General features: G+C 63.6%; 16 protein-coding genes. 9 read left to right on the top strand and 7 right to left on the bottom strand.

What is annotated here, in order from left to right:
- The first annotated feature begins 34 nt into the window (after window positions 1-34).
- Complete coding sequence (locus tag ACLV74_RS10260) at window positions 35-568, top strand: hypothetical protein (protein WP_411879294.1); 534 nt, start codon at window positions 35-37, stop codon at window positions 566-568.
- A 10-nt stretch (window positions 569-578) separates the two neighbouring features.
- Here ACLV74_RS10260 and ACLV74_RS10255 read toward each other — a convergent pair whose 3' ends face one another.
- The 7 genes from ACLV74_RS10255 to ACLV74_RS10225 form a co-directional block, all read right to left on the bottom strand.
- On the bottom strand, window positions 579-1,373 hold the full coding sequence (locus tag ACLV74_RS10255; protein ID WP_411879293.1) for an ABC transporter substrate-binding protein: 795 nt from the start codon (window positions 1,371-1,373) through the stop codon (window positions 579-581).
- Entirely contained in the window at window positions 1,373-2,239 is an 867-nt protein-coding gene (locus ACLV74_RS10250) for a metal-dependent hydrolase (protein WP_411879292.1), read from the bottom strand. The genes ACLV74_RS10255 and ACLV74_RS10250 overlap by 1 nt, the downstream gene beginning before the upstream one ends.
- A gap of 165 nt (window positions 2,240-2,404) precedes the next feature.
- Entirely contained in the window at window positions 2,405-3,190 is a 786-nt protein-coding gene (locus ACLV74_RS10245) for a peptidyl-prolyl cis-trans isomerase (RefSeq protein WP_411879291.1), read from the bottom strand.
- A 112-nt stretch (window positions 3,191-3,302) separates the two neighbouring features.
- On the bottom strand, window positions 3,303-3,596 hold the full coding sequence (locus tag ACLV74_RS10240; protein ID WP_411879290.1) for a BolA family protein: 294 nt from the start codon (window positions 3,594-3,596) through the stop codon (window positions 3,303-3,305).
- The gene (locus ACLV74_RS10235) at window positions 3,593-4,219 is read right to left on the bottom strand and encodes a septation protein A (protein WP_411879289.1); all 627 of its coding nucleotides are present in this window, start codon (window positions 4,217-4,219) and stop codon (window positions 3,593-3,595) included. Before ACLV74_RS10235 ends, ACLV74_RS10240 begins: the two co-directional genes overlap by 4 nt.
- Before the next feature lie 176 nt (window positions 4,220-4,395).
- On the bottom strand, window positions 4,396-4,806 hold the full coding sequence (gene msrB, locus ACLV74_RS10230; RefSeq protein WP_411879288.1) for a peptide-methionine (R)-S-oxide reductase MsrB: 411 nt from the start codon (window positions 4,804-4,806) through the stop codon (window positions 4,396-4,398).
- Window positions 4,807-4,828: 22 nt separating this feature from the next.
- Entirely contained in the window at window positions 4,829-6,316 is a 1,488-nt protein-coding gene (locus tag ACLV74_RS10225; RefSeq protein ID WP_411879287.1) for a protein adenylyltransferase SelO, read from the bottom strand.
- 126 nt (window positions 6,317-6,442) lie between these two features.
- On the opposite strand from ACLV74_RS10225, the gene ACLV74_RS10220 reads away from it, so the two are divergent.
- The 8 genes from ACLV74_RS10220 (at window position 6,443) to ACLV74_RS10185 (ending at window position 17,200) form a co-directional block, all read left to right on the top strand.
- On the top strand, window positions 6,443-8,071 hold the full coding sequence (locus ACLV74_RS10220) for a 3-(methylthio)propionyl-CoA ligase (RefSeq protein ID WP_411879286.1): 1,629 nt from the start codon (window positions 6,443-6,445) through the stop codon (window positions 8,069-8,071).
- A 311-nt stretch (window positions 8,072-8,382) separates the two neighbouring features.
- The gene (locus ACLV74_RS10215) at window positions 8,383-9,651 is read left to right on the top strand and encodes a branched-chain amino acid ABC transporter substrate-binding protein (RefSeq protein ID WP_411879355.1); all 1,269 of its coding nucleotides are present in this window, start codon (window positions 8,383-8,385) and stop codon (window positions 9,649-9,651) included.
- Between the two features lie 110 nt (window positions 9,652-9,761).
- Complete coding sequence (locus ACLV74_RS10210; RefSeq protein WP_411879285.1) at window positions 9,762-10,715, top strand: branched-chain amino acid ABC transporter permease; 954 nt, start codon at window positions 9,762-9,764, stop codon at window positions 10,713-10,715.
- Between the two features lie 92 nt (window positions 10,716-10,807).
- A complete protein-coding gene (locus ACLV74_RS10205; RefSeq protein WP_411879284.1) occupies window positions 10,808-12,100 on the top strand; it encodes a branched-chain amino acid ABC transporter permease in 1,293 nt (430 codons plus the stop codon).
- Window positions 12,097-12,885: an ABC transporter ATP-binding protein gene (locus ACLV74_RS10200; protein ID WP_411879283.1), complete on the top strand. Its 789-nt coding sequence runs from the start codon at window positions 12,097-12,099 to the stop codon at window positions 12,883-12,885. The genes ACLV74_RS10205 and ACLV74_RS10200 overlap by 4 nt, the downstream gene beginning before the upstream one ends.
- 82 nt (window positions 12,886-12,967) lie before the next feature.
- Window positions 12,968-13,663, top strand: coding sequence for an ABC transporter ATP-binding protein (locus ACLV74_RS10195; RefSeq protein ID WP_411879282.1), 696 nt, complete (start codon window positions 12,968-12,970; stop codon window positions 13,661-13,663).
- A 206-nt stretch (window positions 13,664-13,869) separates the two neighbouring features.
- Window positions 13,870-15,978: a 3-hydroxyacyl-CoA dehydrogenase NAD-binding domain-containing protein gene (locus tag ACLV74_RS10190; RefSeq protein WP_411879281.1), complete on the top strand. Its 2,109-nt coding sequence runs from the start codon at window positions 13,870-13,872 to the stop codon at window positions 15,976-15,978.
- Between the two features lie 46 nt (window positions 15,979-16,024).
- The gene (locus ACLV74_RS10185) at window positions 16,025-17,200 is read left to right on the top strand and encodes an acetyl-CoA C-acyltransferase (protein WP_411879280.1); all 1,176 of its coding nucleotides are present in this window, start codon (window positions 16,025-16,027) and stop codon (window positions 17,198-17,200) included.
- Window positions 17,201-17,208: the final 8 nt, after the last annotated feature.

The following is a 17,208-nucleotide window of genomic DNA, read 5'->3' as shown; positions in this document are numbered from 1 at the left end:
AACTAACGAGAACGGAGGGATGTCCATGAACCGATTGCTCAAGCGCGCCTTCATCGCCGCTTTGTCCGGATTGCTCGCCTTCGGCGCGATGGCTGCCGACATGCGCGTGCCGCTGCCCGGGCGGGCGGCGCTGGTCATCCCCCTTCCCGTGGGCTGGCGGGGCCATGTGCGGCGCGCGGTGCCCGACCTGCCGCCCACCATCATCCTTTCGTCCATCACCGAAAAAAATTTCGAGCTCATGATCACGCCGATCTGGCCGCTCAGCGCCGACGCCAAGCCGCCGACGCCGGACTTCCTGCGGGCGATGGTGGCAGCCGGGGCACAGAAAGCCAAGGAGCAGGCCGTCGAGAAAGACCTTCCGGTACGTGATCTGACAGGCCAAGGCCTGTTCGGCGCCTATTTCTCAGCCACCGACAAGGCGCCGAAACCCGGTGAATACCGCAACATGACACAGGGCATGGTCGCGGTCGGTGAATTGCAGGTGGGTTTCACCGTCCTGAGCAACGGCGACGCTGCAGCGGTCAACGGACCCGCGATCCAGATGCTGCAATCCTTGCGGCGGGATTGACCTCCCGGCCTTAGCGGCTGGGCGGCGCAACCGCCGCGCCCTCAATGCCGTGGCGCGCCAGCGCTGCCGCCACAAAGCCCGAAGCCTTCATCTCTTCGACAAAACCCGTCAGGTAGCGCGCGCCAGCCTCGCGGCCCTTGGGCAGGCCCATGGCCTGGTTGATCACCATGAAGCGCCCCGGCAGCAGGCGCACGCCCGGCACGCGCTTCGCGTCGGCTTCCAGCTGCTGCTTGACGCCGGCCGCCACCTCGATGTTCTGCGCGACCATGACGTCGGTCACGGCCGGCGAGGTCGGCGCCTTCACCAGCTTCGCGGCCTTCAATTCACGGGTCAGGTAGAGGTCGTAGGCGCTGCCGTTGCCGACCACGACGCGATTCGCCGCCTGGTCCACCTCTTCATTGCGCCGAAGCGGCGAACCGTTGCGCACCAGGTAGGCGCCTTCGATGATGACGTAGGCCGGCGTCTGCAGCATTTCGGCGCCGCGCACCGGGTCTATCGCCACAAAGGCGATGTCCACCTGCGCGTCGCGGACCGCTTCGACCACCTTGCCGGCCGAATTGAAGGTGACAAGCTCCACCGGCACGCCCAGGCGTTTGCCGAGCTCGTTGGACAAGTCCACCGAGACGCCGCGCGGCGAGCCGTCCGGCGCGCGAACCGCCAGGATGGGGTTGCCGAAGTTGATGGCGGCCTTGAGCTTGCCGGAAGGCGCGAGCTCGGCGACGGGTGCGGCGGGCCGGGTCGCGCAGGCGGCAAGAAAGGCGGTGGCTGCAAGCGCCGCCGCCCCGAGGACAAGAAGGCGCCGCATCAGAAGTCGAACTTCTGGCCGGGCTCAACGACCAGCATGCGCGCTGTGCCCGGTGCGGTGCCGAGTGCGGCATTGAACTCGGCAGGTGTGCCGCGCAGCTGGGGCGTGGTGCCGTAATGGATGGGCAGCGCGAAGCGGGGCCGGATCATGTCGCGCACCGCCATGGCCGCATCCACCGGGTTCATCACGAAATGGCCGCCAATGGGAATCAGCACGAGGTCGGGCCGGTACATGTCGCCGATCAGCCGCATGTCGCCGAAGACGGCGGTATCGCCCATGTGCCAGATCTTGAAGCCGTTTTCCATTTCCAGGATAAAGCCCACCGGCTCACCGCCGGGCTGTACTTCGTCCTTGCCGGTGGCGGGGTTCTTGTAGGCCAGCTCTGAAGAGTGCTCGGCATGCACGGCCGTGATTTTCACGCCGGTGGGGCCGAAAGGCATGATGGTGCCGCCCTTGCCGAAGCGGGGCGACAGTTCGGCGGGCAGTATGCCCAGCGTGGTCACCGTCTGGTTCAGGCCCGCGGGGCCGTACATGGGCGCGTTGTTCAGCCTGGCGAGCGCGGGCGCGTCGGCGAAGTGGTCGAAGTGCGCATGCGTCACCAGGATCAGGTCCACCTTGCCCAGCGCTTCGATATTGCGGAAGTTGGCCGGCGTCTTGGGGTTGGACGTGAGCCACGGGTCGATCATGATGACCTTGCCGGTGGGCGTGGTGATGCGCGTGGCCGCCTGGCCCAGCCAGAGCACCTCGGTCTTGCCGTTCTGGGCCGCCGCCAGCGTGGCGCTGAACAGGGCTGCGGCGAGAAGCAGCCCTCGTAAAAGAAGAGCGGGGATTGCGGAAAAAGCGGAAAAAGCAGGGCGAATGGACATGGGACCTCCTGTTGGATGTGAGCCATTGGAGCGGTCCGAACCGCCGTCGTCAATCAGCAATTGACGCAAATTGCCGTCGGATTGAAGGCCTCAAACAAAAAAAGCAGCCAAAAGGCTGCTTTTTTGCTTCACGGCGGGACAAGCCAGGCCGTGTGGAGGAGGTGTTTATTCCACCTTGGCTTTTTTGCGCAAGCCGTCCTGGAAGGCGGCCAGCTTTTGCTGCTGCATCTGCTGGGCGATCTGCGGTTTGACTTCTTCATACGAGGGCAGCTGCGCCGTGCGGATGTCGTCCACGCGGATGACGTGGTAACCGAACTGGGTTTTCACCGGGGTCTCGGTGGTCTGGCCCTTGCTGAGTTTGCCCAGCGCTTCGCTGAACTCAGGCACGTAGCTGGAGGGGTTGGCCCAGTCGAGGTCGCCGCCCTTGGCGCCGGATCCGGGGTCCTTGGATTTCTTCTTGGCGATCTCGTCGAACTTGCCGCCTTTTTTCAGGCTGGCGATGATGTCCTTGGCTTCGCTTTCCTTCTCGACCAGGATGTGGCGCGCCTTGTATTCCTTGCCGCCGTTGGCCGCGGCAAACTTGTCGTATTCGGCCTTCATCTCTTCTTCGGTGACCGGGTTCTTCTTCTGGTAGTCGGCGAACAGTTCGCGGATCAGGATGGTCTGGCGTGCCAGTTCCATCTGGATCTTCACGTCCTCGCTGGTCGACAGGCCCAGCTTCTCGGCTTCCTGCATGAACACCTCGCGCGCGATGACTTCTTCGCGCAGCTGGGCTTCCATGTCCGGCGTCACGGGCCGGCCCGACTTGGTGACTTGCAGCGCCAGGGAGTCCAGACGCGTCTTGGGCACGGCCTTGCCGTTGACGATGGCGACGTTCTGCGCCATGACGCCTTGGGCGCCAAAGGCCAGAAGGCCCGCAACAGCGGTAGCCAGTAAAAATTGTTTCTTCATGATGTCTTGCAGTCCTTTTGATGAAAGCTTGTCAGCTTCTTTGTGATGCTTGCGGAAAATGGTTGATTGGCTGGTTGCCGCCCCGGGTGCCGGGATTGGATTGCGGCGGATGTCAGGGCGATTCGATGATCTCGATCGCCAGGGCATGCAGGCCCTGGTCAATGAAATTTTGCAGTGCATCATACACAAGCCGGTGGCGCGCCACCCGGGTCATGCCGGTAAAGAGCGGGCTTGCGATGCGGATGCGGAAGTGGGTGCCGAAGCCTTCGGCATTGGCGCCCGAATGCCCGGCGTGGGCCGCGCTTTCGTCCAGCACCTCCAGCCTGGTGGGTTGAAGCCTGGCCTGGAGCTGCTGCTCAATCTCCCGGGTGCGCACGGGCAGGGCGCTGGAAACGCCGGCGATCATGGCGTGGTGCCCGGTTTGATGTGCTTGTTGAGGTACACCGCCTGCACCAGCACGAACACCAGCATCAGGCCCAGGCCGCCGAACAGCTTGAAGTTGACCCAGGTGGCGGTGGGGAAGTTGAAGGCCACCCACAGGTTGAGCACGCCCATCACGGCAAAAAAGCCGACCCAGCTGAGGTTGACCACGCGCCAGATCGAATCGGGCAGGGCCATCTGCGCGCCCATGATGGACTTGATGCCGTTTTTCCTGAAGACCAGCTGGCCGATCAGCAGCGCGCTGCCCATGACCCAGTACAGCACCGTGGGCTTCCATTTGATGAAGGCCTCGCTGTGGAAATAAATCGTCGCGCCGCCCAGCACGGTGACCAGGCCCAGGCTGATCCACAGCATGGTGTCGACCTTTTTGCCGCGCGCCTTGAGCCAGAGGATTTGCGCCAGTGTGGCGACGATCACCACCACGGTGGCCAGCAGGACGGGGGCTTCGGAAGGGCCCACCACGCCGCCGGAAACCATAAAACCCAGCCAGTCGGTGGCGGTGGAGGCGGCCCATTCCTTGTGGCCTTCGGCGTACTTGAACATGCCGAAAAACAAAACGATGGGCAAAAAGTCGAAAAGAATTTTCATGTGCTGATTATCGCGGTCGCGCTACACGGGGTCGTTATTGAAAAGGCCCGCTGCATTCAAGCCAAGCAGGGACCGCGGAACCGGCTTTGCCGGGCCGCAGGCGCAGCGGCCCCTTTCGTGATGAAAGGGGCAGGGAGAAGCCGCAGGCTTACACGAAGTGAGCGACCGTGGGGGCATTATTTTGGTTTGAAGTCGAGGGAGGCGGAATTCATGCAGTAACGCAAACCGGTTGGCGTGGGGCCATCCGGAAACACATGGCCCAGATGCGCGCCGCAGCTACCGCACACGGTTTCGGTGCGCACCATGCCGTGCTTGCGGTCCACGATCTCCTCGATGGCGCCGGGCACAGCTTCCTCGGAAAAGCTGGGCCAGCCGCAGCCCGCGTCGAATTTGGTTTCCGACTCGAACAGTTTGGCGCCGCAGCAGATGCAGTGGTAGCTGCCGTCGGCCCAGACGGCTTCGTATTTGCCGGTGTAAGGGCGCTCGGTAGCGGCGTGGCGGGTGACTTCAAAGGCGGCCGGCTCGGCGCCTTTTTCGGCCAGCAGGGCTTTCCATTCGGCGTCGGTTTTCTGGATCTTGGCGCTCATGTTCCATGTCCTGGGTTAGGTGTTACGAACTGCAACTGATTTCAATCGATGAAGCCCAGTCGGGCGGGAAACCGGCAAAGCTGTCATGGCCGGGATGCTCTTCAAATGGGGCCTGCAACAGGGCAAGCAAGGTATCGACACCGGAAAAGTCTTTTAGTTTCGCGGCACGTATGGCTTCTTCGCCCAAATGGTTGCGCAGCACGAATTTCGGGTTGTTCTTTTGCATCAAACCAGCCCGCAGGCCCTGGTCCACGCCGGCGAGCCGCTGCGAATACTGCAGCGCCCATGCATTGAAGGATTCACGGTCGAAAAACAGGTCGCGCACCGGCTCATGGCCGCTTTGCGCCGTGAAACCGTTCAGGCGGCGCCAGAAGATGCTGTAGTCCACCTTGTTGGAGGCCAGCAGCTTGAAGGTGTTGTCCACCAGGACCTTGTCCTCGGGCTGCTCGTCCGCCAGGCCCAGCTTGCCGCGCATGCGGGCCTGCAGGGCGTCGGGGAAGAGGGTTTTGTAGGGCTCCAGTGCCGCCAGCGCCTGTTCCTGGTCTTCGATCAGCGGCAGCAGCGCCTGCCCCAGGCAGAACAGGTTCCAGTAGGCCATATTGGGCTGCCGGTTGTAGGCGTAGCGGCCCTGGGTGTCCGAATGGTTGCAGACGTGGCCGGGGTCGAAGGCGTCCAGGAACTGGAAGGGGCCGTAGTCTATGGTCAGACCCAGGATGCTCATGTTGTCGGTGTTCATCACGCCGTGGCAAAAGCCCACGGCCTGCCAGCCCGCCATCAGGTGGGCCGTGCGCGCGCTGACGGCTTCCAGCAGGGCCGCATAGGGCTGCGGCGCCTCGCGGCAAGCGGGGTAGAAGCGGTCTATGGCGTAGTCGGCCAGCGTCTTGAGCTGCTCATGCTGGCCGGTGTAGCTGAAGTGCTCGAAGTGGCCGAAGCGTATGAAGCTGGGCGAGGTGCGCGCCACCACGGCGGCGGTCTCGATCTCTTCGCGCCGCACCGGCGCGTCGGAGCCCGTGACGCACAGCGCCCGCGTGGTGGGGATGCCCAGGCCGTGCATGGCCTCGGAGCACAAAAATTCGCGGATGGAGCTGCGCAGCACGGCCCGGCCGTCGCCCATGCGGGAGTAGGGGGTTTTGCCCGCGCCCTTGAGCTGGATTTCCTGCGGCCCGCTCGGCGTGTCTATCTCGCCCAGCAGCAGGGCGCGGCCGTCGCCGAGTTGCCCGGCCCAGACGCCGAACTGGTGGCCGCTGTAGACGCTGGCCAGCGGGTCGGAGCCCGGCAGGACCTGGTTGCCCGTAAAGGCCTCCAGCGCGGCCCGGGATTCAAACCATTCGGCCTGCAGGCCCAGCTCGCGTGCCATGCCGCGGTTGCGGCCGACCCAGTAAGGATCGGGCAGGGCTTGCGCCTGCAGCCGCGTGAAGAAGCTCTCGCCCAGTTGGGCGAAGCTGTTGCGCCAGGGCAGGGCGTCACCGGTTCCGGTGGCGTCCGGTGCGGAAAGGTTTGCGGAGGTCATGGCGCAAATTGTCCCCTACCTGACATGGGCCTGCGGATTCACGGGCAATCCCGCATGACCGTGCTGCCGCACTGCGGCATGATGGGCCGCTTGCGGATGTTTACTTAAAAACAATGGAGACTCTTGATGCTCGGGTTAATGCAAAGCCAGCCACTGCTGATTTCCGGTTTGATCGAATTCGCGGAACGCCACCACAGCGACGCGGAAATCGTCTCCCGCCGGGTCGAAGGCGACATCCATCGCTATACGTATAAAGACCTGGGCCAGCGGGCCCGCCGCGTCGCCAAATCGCTGGACGGCCTGAAGCTCGCCTTCAGCGACCGGGTCGCCACGCTGGCCTGGAACGGCTACCGCCACCTGGAGCTTTATTACGGCGTGAGCGGCTCGGGCCGCGTGCTGCACACCATCAACCCGCGCCTGCACCCCGACCAGATCGCCTGGATCGCCAACCACGCCGAAGACCAGGTGCTGTGCTTCGACCTGAGCTTTCTGCCGCTGGTGCAGGCCGTGCACGCCCGGTGCCCCACCATCAAGCACTACATCGCGCTGTGCGACGCCGACAAGCTGCCGGCCGATTCTGGCGTCCCTAACCTGCAAAGCTATGAAAGCTGGATAGGCACGCAAAACGCCGATTACGCCTGGCCTACCTTTGACGAGAACACCGCTTCGAGCATGTGCTACACCAGCGGCACCACGGGCAACCCCAAGGCTGCGCTGTACAGCCACCGTTCCAGCACGCTGCATGCCTATGCCGCCGCGCTACCCGACGTCATGAGCATTTCCGCGCGCGACGCCATCCTGCCGGTCGTGCCCATGTTCCACGTCAACGCCTGGGGCATTCCGTATTCGGCCGCGCTCACCGGTGCCAAGCTCGTGTTCCCGGGCCCGGCGCTGGACGGCAAGTCTATTTACGAATTGATCGAGGCCGAGAAGGTCACCTACGCGGCCGGCGTGCCCACCGTCTGGCAGATGCTGCTGACCCACATGAAGCCCGGGGGCCTGAAGTTCTCGACGCTGAAACGCACCGTCATAGGCGGCTCGGCCTGCCCGCCGGCCATGATCCACGCCTTCCGCGAAGACTACGGCGTGGAAGTGCTGCACGCCTGGGGCATGACAGAGATGAGCCCGCTGGGCACGCTGTGCACGCTCAAGAACAAGCATGACGCGCTGCCGGAAGCGGAAAAAATGAAGATACGCCTCAAGCAGGGGCGCGCCATCTACGGCGTTGACATGAAGATCGTCGATGCGGACGGCAAGGAACTGCCCTGGGACGGCAAGGTCTTCGGCGACCTCTATGTCAAAGGGCCGTGGATCGTGCGCGAATACTTCAAGGGCGAAGGCGGCGACCCGCTGGTGGACGGCTGGTTCCCCACGGGTGACGTCGGCACCATAGACCCCGACGGTTATTTGCAGATCACCGACCGCAGCAAGGACGTCATCAAGTCCGGCGGCGAATGGATCAGCTCCATCGACGTCGAGAACATCGCCGTTGCCCACCCGGCCGTGGCCATGGCCGCCTGCATAGGCGTGGCCCATCCCAAGTGGGATGAGCGCCCCATCGTCGCGGTGGTCAAAAAGCCGGGCATGGACGTCACGCGCGACGAACTGCTCCACTTCTACGACGGCAAGACCGCGAAATGGCAGATCCCCGACGACGTCGTCTTCGTCGACGCCATCCCGCTGGGCGCCACCGGCAAGATGCTCAAAACCCGTCTGCGCGAGATGCTCAAGGACTACAAACTGCCACAGCAGTAAAACAAAAGTGCGCACGCTCCTCTTTATCAGGCGGGGCCGCGGAACCGGCTTTGCCGGGCCGCAGGCGCAGCGCCCCCTCGGGGGGCAGAGAGTTACACGCAGTGAACGAACGTGGGGGCCCCAGCTCTGGTCACATCCGTGACATGGCGCTAGGGCATTCCCTGACGCAGTGCAGCATTTTTTACCCTAACCTTTGCCCGGTTCCCCCGCGGATTCACCGCCCAATTCATACAATTTTCAGGAGACAAGGGATGACAACCCAGAACCGATTTTTCGCAAGGCATGCAGGCGTCGCCCTGGCGGTGTCCGCCATGCTCTACAGCGGCGTGACGCTGGCCCAGGCGCCCGCCAAGGCCGCCGCACCGGCCAAAGCCGCAGTCGCTGCGCCCGCCGCCGGCGGCGGCGCCGTCAACCTGAACCAGACGGTCAAGATCGCCTGGCTGGATCCGCTGTCCGGCTTGATGGCCGCCGTTGGCACCAACCAGCTCAAGGGCTTCCAGTTCCTCGCCGAGCAGTTCAGCAAAAAGAACAAGGCCGGCGTGAAGTTCGAGATCATCGGCATCGACAACAAGCTGAGCCCGCAGGAAACCACCAACGCGCTGAAGTCCGCCATCGACCAGGGCGCTCGTTACGTGGTGCAGGGCAACGGCTCGGGCCCGGCGCTGGCCATCATGGACGCGCTGTCCAAGTACAACGAACGCAATCCCGGCAAGGAAGTCGTCTACCTCAACTACGCAGCGGTGGACCCCGACCTCACCAACAGCAAGTGCGAATACTGGCACTTCCGCCTGGATGCCGACACCTCCATGAAGATGGAAGCCCTCACGGCCTTCATGAAGGAGCAGCCGGACATCAAGAAGGTCTACCTGATCAACCAGAACTACTCGCACGGCCAGCAGGTCGCCAAGTTCGCCAAGGCCAACCTGGCCAGCAAACGGCCCGACATCCAGATCGTCGGCGAAGACCTGCACCCGCTGGCGCAGGTGCGCGACTTCGCGCCCTACATCGCCAAGATCAAGCAGTCGGGCGCCGACACCGTGATCACCGGCAACTGGGGCTCCGACCTTTCGCTGCTGGTGAAGGCCGCCAACGAGGCGGGCCTGAACAACGTCAAGTTCTACACCTACTACGGCGGCGTCACCGGCACCCCCACCGCGCTGGGCGCGGCCTCCGCGGGCCGTGTCTACATGGTGGCCTACAACCACCTCAACATGGGCGGCGAAATCCAGCAGATCCAGGCCGAGTACAAGAAGAAGTTCAACGACGACTTCTACACCGGCGCGATCTACCACGCCTTCACCATCCTGATTGAGGCCATGGCCCAGACCAGGTCGACCGAGCCGGCCGCGGTGGCCAAGGCCATGGAAGGCCTGCGTTTCAAGAGCTTCAACGGCGACGTCGAGATGCGCAAGACCGACCACCAGCTGCAGCAGGGCCTCTACATCGACAAGTGGGAAAAAGCCGGCGGCAAATACCCTTACGATGCCGAGAACACGGGCTACACCTTTGTGCCGGTCAAATACTATGAGCCCTATGTGGCCAGCACGCCGACCTCGTGCCAGATGAAACGCCCGGGCTGATGCGCTGAGGCGCCCACCCGGCGAAGGCCCGACCAATCCTCGGGCCTTTTTCTTTATATCGGCAGCTTCCCTGCCTGTGTCCGTTTTTCTTCCAGCTTCAGGCGGTATTGATGAATTTGGAATTTTTCACCATCTCCCTGCTCAACGGCCTGAGCTACGGCTTGCTGCTGTTCATGCTGAGCTCGGGCCTGACGCTGATCTTCAGCATGATGGGCGTGCTCAATTTCGCGCACGCGTCCTTCTACATGGTCGGGGCCTACATTGCCTACAGCACCTCGCAGGTCATAGGCTTCTGGTGGTCGCTGCTGGTGGCGCCGCTGCTGGTGTTTGTGATCGGCGCCGCCTTCGAGCGCTTTTGCCTGCGCAGGGTGCACAAGTTCGGCCACGTGCCCGAGCTGCTGATCACCTTCGGCCTGTCCTACCTGTTGCTGGAACTGGTGCAACTGGTGTGGGGCCGCTCGGCCGTCAACTACGTGCTGCCCGAAGGCCTGCAGGGCCCGCTCTTCACCGTGTTCGGCACGAACTTCCCCAAGTCGCGCGCCTTCATCATGTTCATCTCGCTCGCCATGCTGGCCGGCATCTGGCTGCTGCTGACACGCACGCGCATAGGCCTGGTCATCCAGGCGGCACTGACCCATCCTGAAACGGTGGAGGCGCTGGGCCACAACGTGCCGCGCGTCTTCATGCTGGTCTTCGGCGGCGGCGCGGCGCTGGCGGGCCTGGCCGGCGTCATAGGCGGCAACACTTTCGTCACGGAGCCGGCCATGGCCGGCTCCGTGGGTGCCATCATCTTTGTGGTCGTGGTGGTGGGCGGCATGGGGTCGCTCAGCGGCGCCTTCCTGGCCTCGCTGCTGATAGGCCTGATCCAGACCTTCGCGGTGGCGATGGACCAGTCGCTGATGACATTGCTGGCCAAATTCAGCTACACCGTGACGCCCGAGACCTTCGGCTACCCGCTGCTCAAGCTCACGATTTCGCAGGTGGCGCCCATACTGCCATTCCTGTTCCTGGTGCTGATCCTGATCTTCCGGCCCAAGGGCCTGCTCGGTACGCGGGAAGGATGAAAAATGTTTACCCCCACGTTTGCGGCGTTGCCGCTGCACTGCCCCCCGAGGGGGCCGCGGCCTCCTTGGGGCGGCCCGGCGGAGTTCCAACAATGACCACTGCCTACTACCAATTCAAACCCTATAACGTCGGCCGCTGGGTGCTGTGGTCGCTGTACGCGCTGCTGCTCATCGTCGCGCCCATGATGTTCAAAAGCAGCCTGGCGCTCACCATGCTGTCGCAGGCCGGCTACCTGGTCATCATCTGCCTGAGCTACAACATCCTGCTGGGGCAGGGCGGCATGCTCAGTTTCGGCCATGCGGTCTATGCCGGGCTGGGCTCCTTCCTGGCCGTGCATGCGATGAACCTGGCCGCCAAGGGCACCTTCTACATCCCGCTGCCGCTGATCCCGCTGGTGGGGGGTCTCTCGGGCCTGCTCTTTGCCGTGCTTTTCGGTTACGTCACAACCAAGAAGGCCGGCACCACCTTTGCCATGATCACGCTGGGCGTGGGCGAGTTGGTGTTCGCCATGTCGCTGATGTTCCCCGAGTTCTTCGGCGGGGAGGGCGGCATCACCACCAACCGGGCCTACGGCAAGCCGGTCTTCGGCATCAGCTTCGGCCCGCAGATCCAGGTCTATTACCTGATCGCGGTGTACTGCTTTGTCTGCACCGCCGCGATGTTCGCCTTCACGCGCACGCCGCTGGGCCGCATTTTGAACGCCGTGCGCGACAACCCCGAGCGTGTGGAGTTCATCGGCTACAACACCCAGCGCGTGCGCTACTACGCCTTCATCATCGCCGGATTTTTCGCCGGCATAGGCGGCGGGCTGGCCGCCATCAACTCGGAAATCGTCACGGCCGAGGTCGTCAGCGGCGTGCGTTCGGGCAGCCTGCTGCTGTTCACCTTCCTGGGCGGGGCGACCTTTTTCTTCGGCCCCATCATCGGCGCCGGCCTGCTGGTGCTGGCGCTGATTTTGCTATCGGAGCTCTCCATGGCCTGGCTGCTCTACGTGGGCCTGATCTTCCTCTTCATGGTGATGTACGCGCCCGGCGGCATCGCCAGCCTGATCATGATGAACCTGCGCGTGGCCTCCTTCGGCAGGCTCAAGGAATTGTGGGTGGGCTACCTGGGCATGGCCGTCACGGCGCTCACCGCGCTGGCCGGCGCGGCCGCCATGGTGGAGATGATTTACCACCTGCAGCTCAACGCGGCACTGGGCCCCGAGCTGGCCTTCATGGGCGTGCGGCTCAACGCCACCAACCTCAACAACTGGCTGGGCGCGGGTTTTGTGCTGCTGACCGGCCTCGGCCTGTTTGAACTCACGCGGCGCCAATTCCTCATGCAATGGGGCGAGATCCAGAATGACATCGAGAAAGAAATCAAGCGGAGGGAACTGGCATGAGCGAGGCATCCTGTTCCCTTGAACTCAAAGACCTGCGCAAAAGCTTCGGCAAGACCGAAATCATCCGCGGCACCAACCTGAAGGTGCAGGCCGGCGAGCGCGTCGCCATCATCGGCCCCAACGGCGCGGGCAAATCGACACTGTTCAACCTCATCAGCGGCCGCTTTGAACCCACCAGCGGCCAGGTGCTGCTCAACGGCCAGCGCATAGACGGTAAAAAGCCGTTTGAAATCAACCGGCTGGGTTTGTCGCGCAGCTTCCAGATCACCAACATCTTTCCCAAGCTCAGCGTGTTTGAAAACCTGCGCTGCGGCGTGCTGTGGAGCCTGGGCTACAAGTACACCTTCCTGCGCTTCCTGGCCGACCTGGACGACGCCAATGAGCGGGCCGAGCAGCTGATGGCCATGATCAAGCTCGACAAAAAGCGCGACGTGCTGGCCATCAACCTGACTTACGCCGAGCAGCGCGCGCTGGAAATCGGCATCACCATCGCCGGCGGCGCCAGCGTCATCCTGCTGGACGAACCCACGGCCGGCATGAGCCGCTCTGAGACCAGCCGTTTCATCAGCCTGATCAAGGAAGTCACCGTGGGCAAGACGCTGTTGACGGTAGAGCACGACATGGGCGTAGTGTTTGGCCTGGCCGACAAGATCGCCGTCGTGGTCTACGGCGAAATCATTGCCTACGACACGCCGGAAGCCGTGCGCGCCGACCAGCGCGTGCAGGAGGCCTATCTCGGCTCCTCGGTAGCCGATGCCCAGGCACATGGAGGTGGTAGACCATGAGCCCCCACGTTCGGCACTTCGTGTCCTCTCTGCCCCCCAAGGGGGCGTCGGCCTCCTCGGGGCGGCCCGTCGGAGTCCTGTGATGCTGCACATACAAAACCTCCACGCCTTCTACGGCAAAAGCCACGTCTTGCATGGCGTGCATTTCGACGTGCAGCCCGGCCAGATCGTCGCCTTGCTGGGCCGCAACGGCTCGGGGCGCTCCACCACGGCCAAGGCCATCATGGGCCTGGTCGACTGCAAAGGCTCCATCCTCTGGAAAAAACAGGAAATCGTCGGCAAGAAGGCCTACCAGATCGCCCACCTGGGAATCGGCTACGTGCCCGAGAACCGCGACATCTTCCCCAAGCTCACCGTGCACCAGAACCTGCTGCTGGGCCAGAAAGGATCCGGCAAGGGCTCGCGCTGGTCCTTCGAGGACATGTACCAGATGTTCCCTAGGCTGCGCGAACGCCAGCACACCGAAGCCGGCGTGCTCTCGGGCGGCGAGCAGCAGATGCTCACGCTGTGCCGCACGCTGATGGGCGACCCGGACCTCATCATCATCGACGAGCCCACCGAAGGCCTGGCGCCCAAGATCGTTGAACTGGTGGGGCAGTATCTGCAGACGCTGAAGGCCAAGGGCATTTCGGTGCTGCTGATCGAGCAGAAGCTGACGATCGCCATGGCAATCTCCGACCGCGCGCTGGTCATGGGCCACGGCAGCATCGTGTTTGACGGCACGCCCGACAGCCTGCGGGCCGACACCTACATCCGGAAAGAGTGGCTGGAGGTGTAAAACCCTGTTTAGATTGCCCTGGGATGTCACCGCAGGGACAAAAATAGACTGAACAGCCCATCCGGGGCCTTGTGCCGTCACAAACGCCCCCTACAATGGAAAAAGAACGGTCGTACTTTTTTACGGCCGCCATAGATACAGCCGGGCCGCAGCGCCAGCCGAGACAAGCAAAAACTGAAACTCCCATCCAAGGAAAGAAGCACGCAATGACCACCCTTTACGAAGTCCACGGCCCCGTCGCGCTCATCACGCTGAGCAACCCGCCCGTCAACGGCCTGGGCCACGCCACGCGCCTGAGCCTGACCGACAACATCCAGAAGGCCAATGCCGATGCGGCCGTCAAGGCCATCGTGATCACCGGTGCCGGCAAGGCTTTTTCGGGCGGCGCCGACATCAAGGAATTCGGCACCCCCAAGGCGCTCTCCGAGCCCAACCTGCACAGCGTGATCCGCGTGGTCGAAAACTCGTCCAAGCCCGTGGTCGCGGCCATCCATTCCGTCTGCATGGGCGGCGGCCTGGAACTGGCGCTGGGTTGCCACTACCGCATCGCCGCGCCCGGCACCAGCGTGGCCCTGCCGGAAGTCAAGCTGGGCCTGGTGCCCGGCGCCGGCGGCACGCAGCGCCTGCCGCGCGTTCTGGGCGTCGAGCCGGCCCTGAACATGATCGTCAGCGGCGAGCCCGTCAAGAGCGAACTGCTCGCGCAAATCCCCGGCCAGAAGCTGTTCGACAAGCTCTCCGCCTCGCCCGAATCGCTGGCCCAGGAAGCCCTGGCGTTTGCGCAGTCGATTTCGGACACCCGGCCGCTGCCGCTGGTGCGCGACCTGCGCGCCAAGCACCCCAACGGCGACGCCTACTTCCAGTTCGCCCGCAACATGGTCAAGGGCATGGCCAAGAACTTCCCCGCGCCGCTCAAGTGCGTGGACGCCGTGGAAGCCGCCACCAAGAAGAAGTTCGAGGATGGCCTGGCCTTTGAGCGCGAGCTCTTCATCAACCTGATGTGGACGCCCGAAAGCCGCGCGTTGCGCCACATCTTCATGGCCGAGCGTGCCGCCTCCAAGATCCCGGACGTGCCGGAAGACACGCCCAAGCGCGAGATCAAGTCCGTCGCCGTCATAGGCGCGGGCACCATGGGCGGCGGCATCGCCATGAACTTCCTGAACGCCGGCATCCCCGTCAAGATCCTGGAAATGAAGCAGGAAGCGCTGGACAAGGGTCTGGGCATCATCAGGAAGAACTACGAATCCCAGGTCAAGAAGGGCAAGCTCAAGGAAGACAAATACGAGCAGCGCATGGGCCTGCTCAGCACCACGCTGAGCTACGACGACCTGAAAGACGCCGATCTGGTGATCGAGGCCGTGTTTGAAGAGATGGGCGTCAAGGAAAAAGTCTTCAAGGAACTGGACCGCGTGATGAAGCCGGGCGCCATCCTGGCCTCCAACACCTCCACACTCGACGTCAACAAAATCGCCGACTTCACCAAGCGCCCGCAAGACGTGGTGGGACTGCATTTCTTCAGCCCCGCCAACGTGATGAAGCTGCTGGAAGTGGTGCGCGGCGCCAAGACCGGCAAGGACGTGCTGGCCACCGTGATGGCGATGGGCAAGAAGATCAAGAAGACGGCCGTGGTCTCCGGCGTCTGCGACGGCTTTATCGGCAACCGCATGATCGAGCAGTACGGCCGCCAGGGCGGTTTCCTGCTCGACGAGGGCTGCACACCCGAGCAGGTCGACAAGGCCATCGAGAAATTCGGCTTCGCCATGGGCCCTTTCCGCATGGGCGACCTGGCCGGCAACGACATCGGCTGGGCCATCCGCAAGCGCCGCTACACCGAAAAGCCGGACATGAAGTACAGCAAGACGGCCGACCTGCTCTGCGAAAAAGGCCGCTTCGGCCAGAAGACCGGCGCCGGCTGGTACGACTACGTGCCCGGCAAGCGCGACGCGATCCCGAACGCCGAAGTCGTCAAGATGATCGAGGACCACCGCAAGAGCCTGGGCATCACGCCGCGCAAGATCTCCGACGAGGAAATCGTGCAGCGCCTGGTGTATTCGCTGGTCAACGAGGCCGCGCACATCCTGGAGGAGGGCATCGCCTCCAAGGCCAGCGACATCGACATGGTCTACATCATGGGCTACGGCTTCCCGGTCTACCGCGGCGGCCCCATGCTGTACGCCGACCAGGTCGGCCTCTTCAACGTGGTGCAGAGCATGAACCGCTTTGCCCAGAACCCGCTGGACGATGCGAAGTTCTGGAAGCCCGCGCCCTTGCTGGCCAGGCTTGCGGCTGAAGGCAAGACCTTCAACCAGTCCACCTGAACCCAGCGCACCGCACAGATCAACGTCCCAGATTCCGGAGAATTTCATGAGCTCAGCAGTCATTGTTTCCACCGCACGCACCCCCCTGGCCAAAAGCTGGAAGGGCTCCTTCAACATGACGCACGGCGCCACCCTGGGCGGCCACGCCGTCGAGCACGCCATCCAGCGCGCCGGCATCGAGGCTGGCGAGGTCGATGACGTCATCATGGGCTGTGCCAACCCCGAGGGCGCCACCGGCGCCAACATCGCGCGCCAGATCGCGCTGCGCGCCGGCTGCCCGGTCACCGTGTCGGGCATGACCATCAACCGTTTCTGCTCCTCCGGCCTGCAGACGATTGCCACCGCGGCCCAGCGCGTGATCGCCGGCGAAGCCGACATCTACGTGGCCGGCGGCGTCGAAAGCATCTCCTGCGTGCAGCAGGAAATGAACACCCACATGCTGGCCGATACCTGGCTGGCCAAGAACAAGCCCGAGATCTACTGGAACATGCTGCAGACGGCCGAGCAGGTCGCCAAGCGCTACAACATCTCGCGCGACCGCATGGACGAATACGGCGCACTGAGCCAGCAAAAAGCCACGGCCGCGCTGGCCGCGGGCCTGTTTGAAGCCGAAATCGCACCCATCACCGTGACGGCCGGCGTGGCCGACAAGGTCATGGGCCTCTCCACCAAACAGGTCACCGTCAGCAAGGACGAAGGCATACGCGAAGGCACGACAAAGGAAGGCATCAGCGGCATCAAGCCGGCCATTCCCGGCGGCGTCATCGCGGCCGGCAATGCCAGCCAGTTCTCCGACGGCGGCGGCGCCGTGGTGGTCATGCATGAAACCGTGGCGGAAAAGAAGGGCCTCAAGCCCCTGGGCCGCTTCCTCGGCTTTGCCGTCGCCGGCTGCGAGCCCGACGAAATGGGCATTGGCCCGGTCTTCGCCATTCCAAAGGTTCTCGCCAAGCTGGGCCTGAAGATCAGCGACATCGACCTGTGGGAACTCAACGAAGCCTTCGCCGTGCAGGTGCTGTACTGCGCCGACAAGCTGGGCATTCCCATGGACAAGCTCAACGTCAACGGCGGCGCGATTGCCGTCGGCCACCCCTACGGCGTGACCGGCCAGCGCCTGACAGGCCACGCGCTGATCGAAGGCAAGCGCCGAGGCGCCAAACGCGTCTGCGTGACCATGTGCATTGGCGGCGGCATGGGCGCGGCCGGTATTTTCGAAGTCCTCTAAATCGGGCG

Origin of the sequence: Polaromonas sp. YR568 (genome assembly GCF_943369415.1) — a bacterium.
Taxonomy (GTDB): Bacteria; Pseudomonadota; Gammaproteobacteria; order Burkholderiales; family Burkholderiaceae_C; genus Polaromonas.
Note: the sequence above shows the minus strand (reverse complement) of the source record. Positions and strands in the feature narration are given on the sequence as shown.

What these genes read in the sequence shown, in the direction of transcription:
- ACLV74_RS10185 (WP_411879280.1), top strand. Translation starts at nt 16,025, where the DNA reads ATGAGCTCAGCAGTCATTGTTTCCACCGCACGCACCCCCCTGGCCAAA.
- ACLV74_RS10250 (WP_411879292.1), bottom strand. Translation starts at nt 2,239, where the DNA reads ATGTCCATTCGCCCTGCTTTTTCCGCTTTTTCCGCAATCCCCGCTCTT.
- ACLV74_RS10235 (WP_411879289.1), bottom strand. Translation starts at nt 4,219, where the DNA reads ATGAAAATTCTTTTCGACTTTTTGCCCATCGTTTTGTTTTTCGGCATG.
- ACLV74_RS10240 (WP_411879290.1), bottom strand. Translation starts at nt 3,596, where the DNA reads ATGATCGCCGGCGTTTCCAGCGCCCTGCCCGTGCGCACCCGGGAGATT.
- ACLV74_RS10200 (WP_411879283.1), top strand. Translation starts at nt 12,097, where the DNA reads ATGAGCGAGGCATCCTGTTCCCTTGAACTCAAAGACCTGCGCAAAAGC.
- ACLV74_RS10215 (WP_411879355.1), top strand. Translation starts at nt 8,383, where the DNA reads ATGCTCTACAGCGGCGTGACGCTGGCCCAGGCGCCCGCCAAGGCCGCC.
- ACLV74_RS10225 (WP_411879287.1), bottom strand. Translation starts at nt 6,316, where the DNA reads ATGACCTCCGCAAACCTTTCCGCACCGGACGCCACCGGAACCGGTGAC.
- ACLV74_RS10190 (WP_411879281.1), top strand. Translation starts at nt 13,870, where the DNA reads ATGACCACCCTTTACGAAGTCCACGGCCCCGTCGCGCTCATCACGCTG.
- ACLV74_RS10210 (WP_411879285.1), top strand. Translation starts at nt 9,762, where the DNA reads ATGAATTTGGAATTTTTCACCATCTCCCTGCTCAACGGCCTGAGCTAC.
- ACLV74_RS10245 (WP_411879291.1), bottom strand. Translation starts at nt 3,190, where the DNA reads ATGAAGAAACAATTTTTACTGGCTACCGCTGTTGCGGGCCTTCTGGCC.
- ACLV74_RS10220 (WP_411879286.1), top strand. Translation starts at nt 6,443, where the DNA reads ATGCTCGGGTTAATGCAAAGCCAGCCACTGCTGATTTCCGGTTTGATC.
- ACLV74_RS10195 (WP_411879282.1), top strand. Translation starts at nt 12,968, where the DNA reads ATGCTGCACATACAAAACCTCCACGCCTTCTACGGCAAAAGCCACGTC.
- ACLV74_RS10205 (WP_411879284.1), top strand. Translation starts at nt 10,808, where the DNA reads ATGACCACTGCCTACTACCAATTCAAACCCTATAACGTCGGCCGCTGG.
- msrB (WP_411879288.1), bottom strand. Translation starts at nt 4,806, where the DNA reads ATGAGCGCCAAGATCCAGAAAACCGACGCCGAATGGAAAGCCCTGCTG.
- ACLV74_RS10255 (WP_411879293.1), bottom strand. Translation starts at nt 1,373, where the DNA reads ATGCGGCGCCTTCTTGTCCTCGGGGCGGCGGCGCTTGCAGCCACCGCC.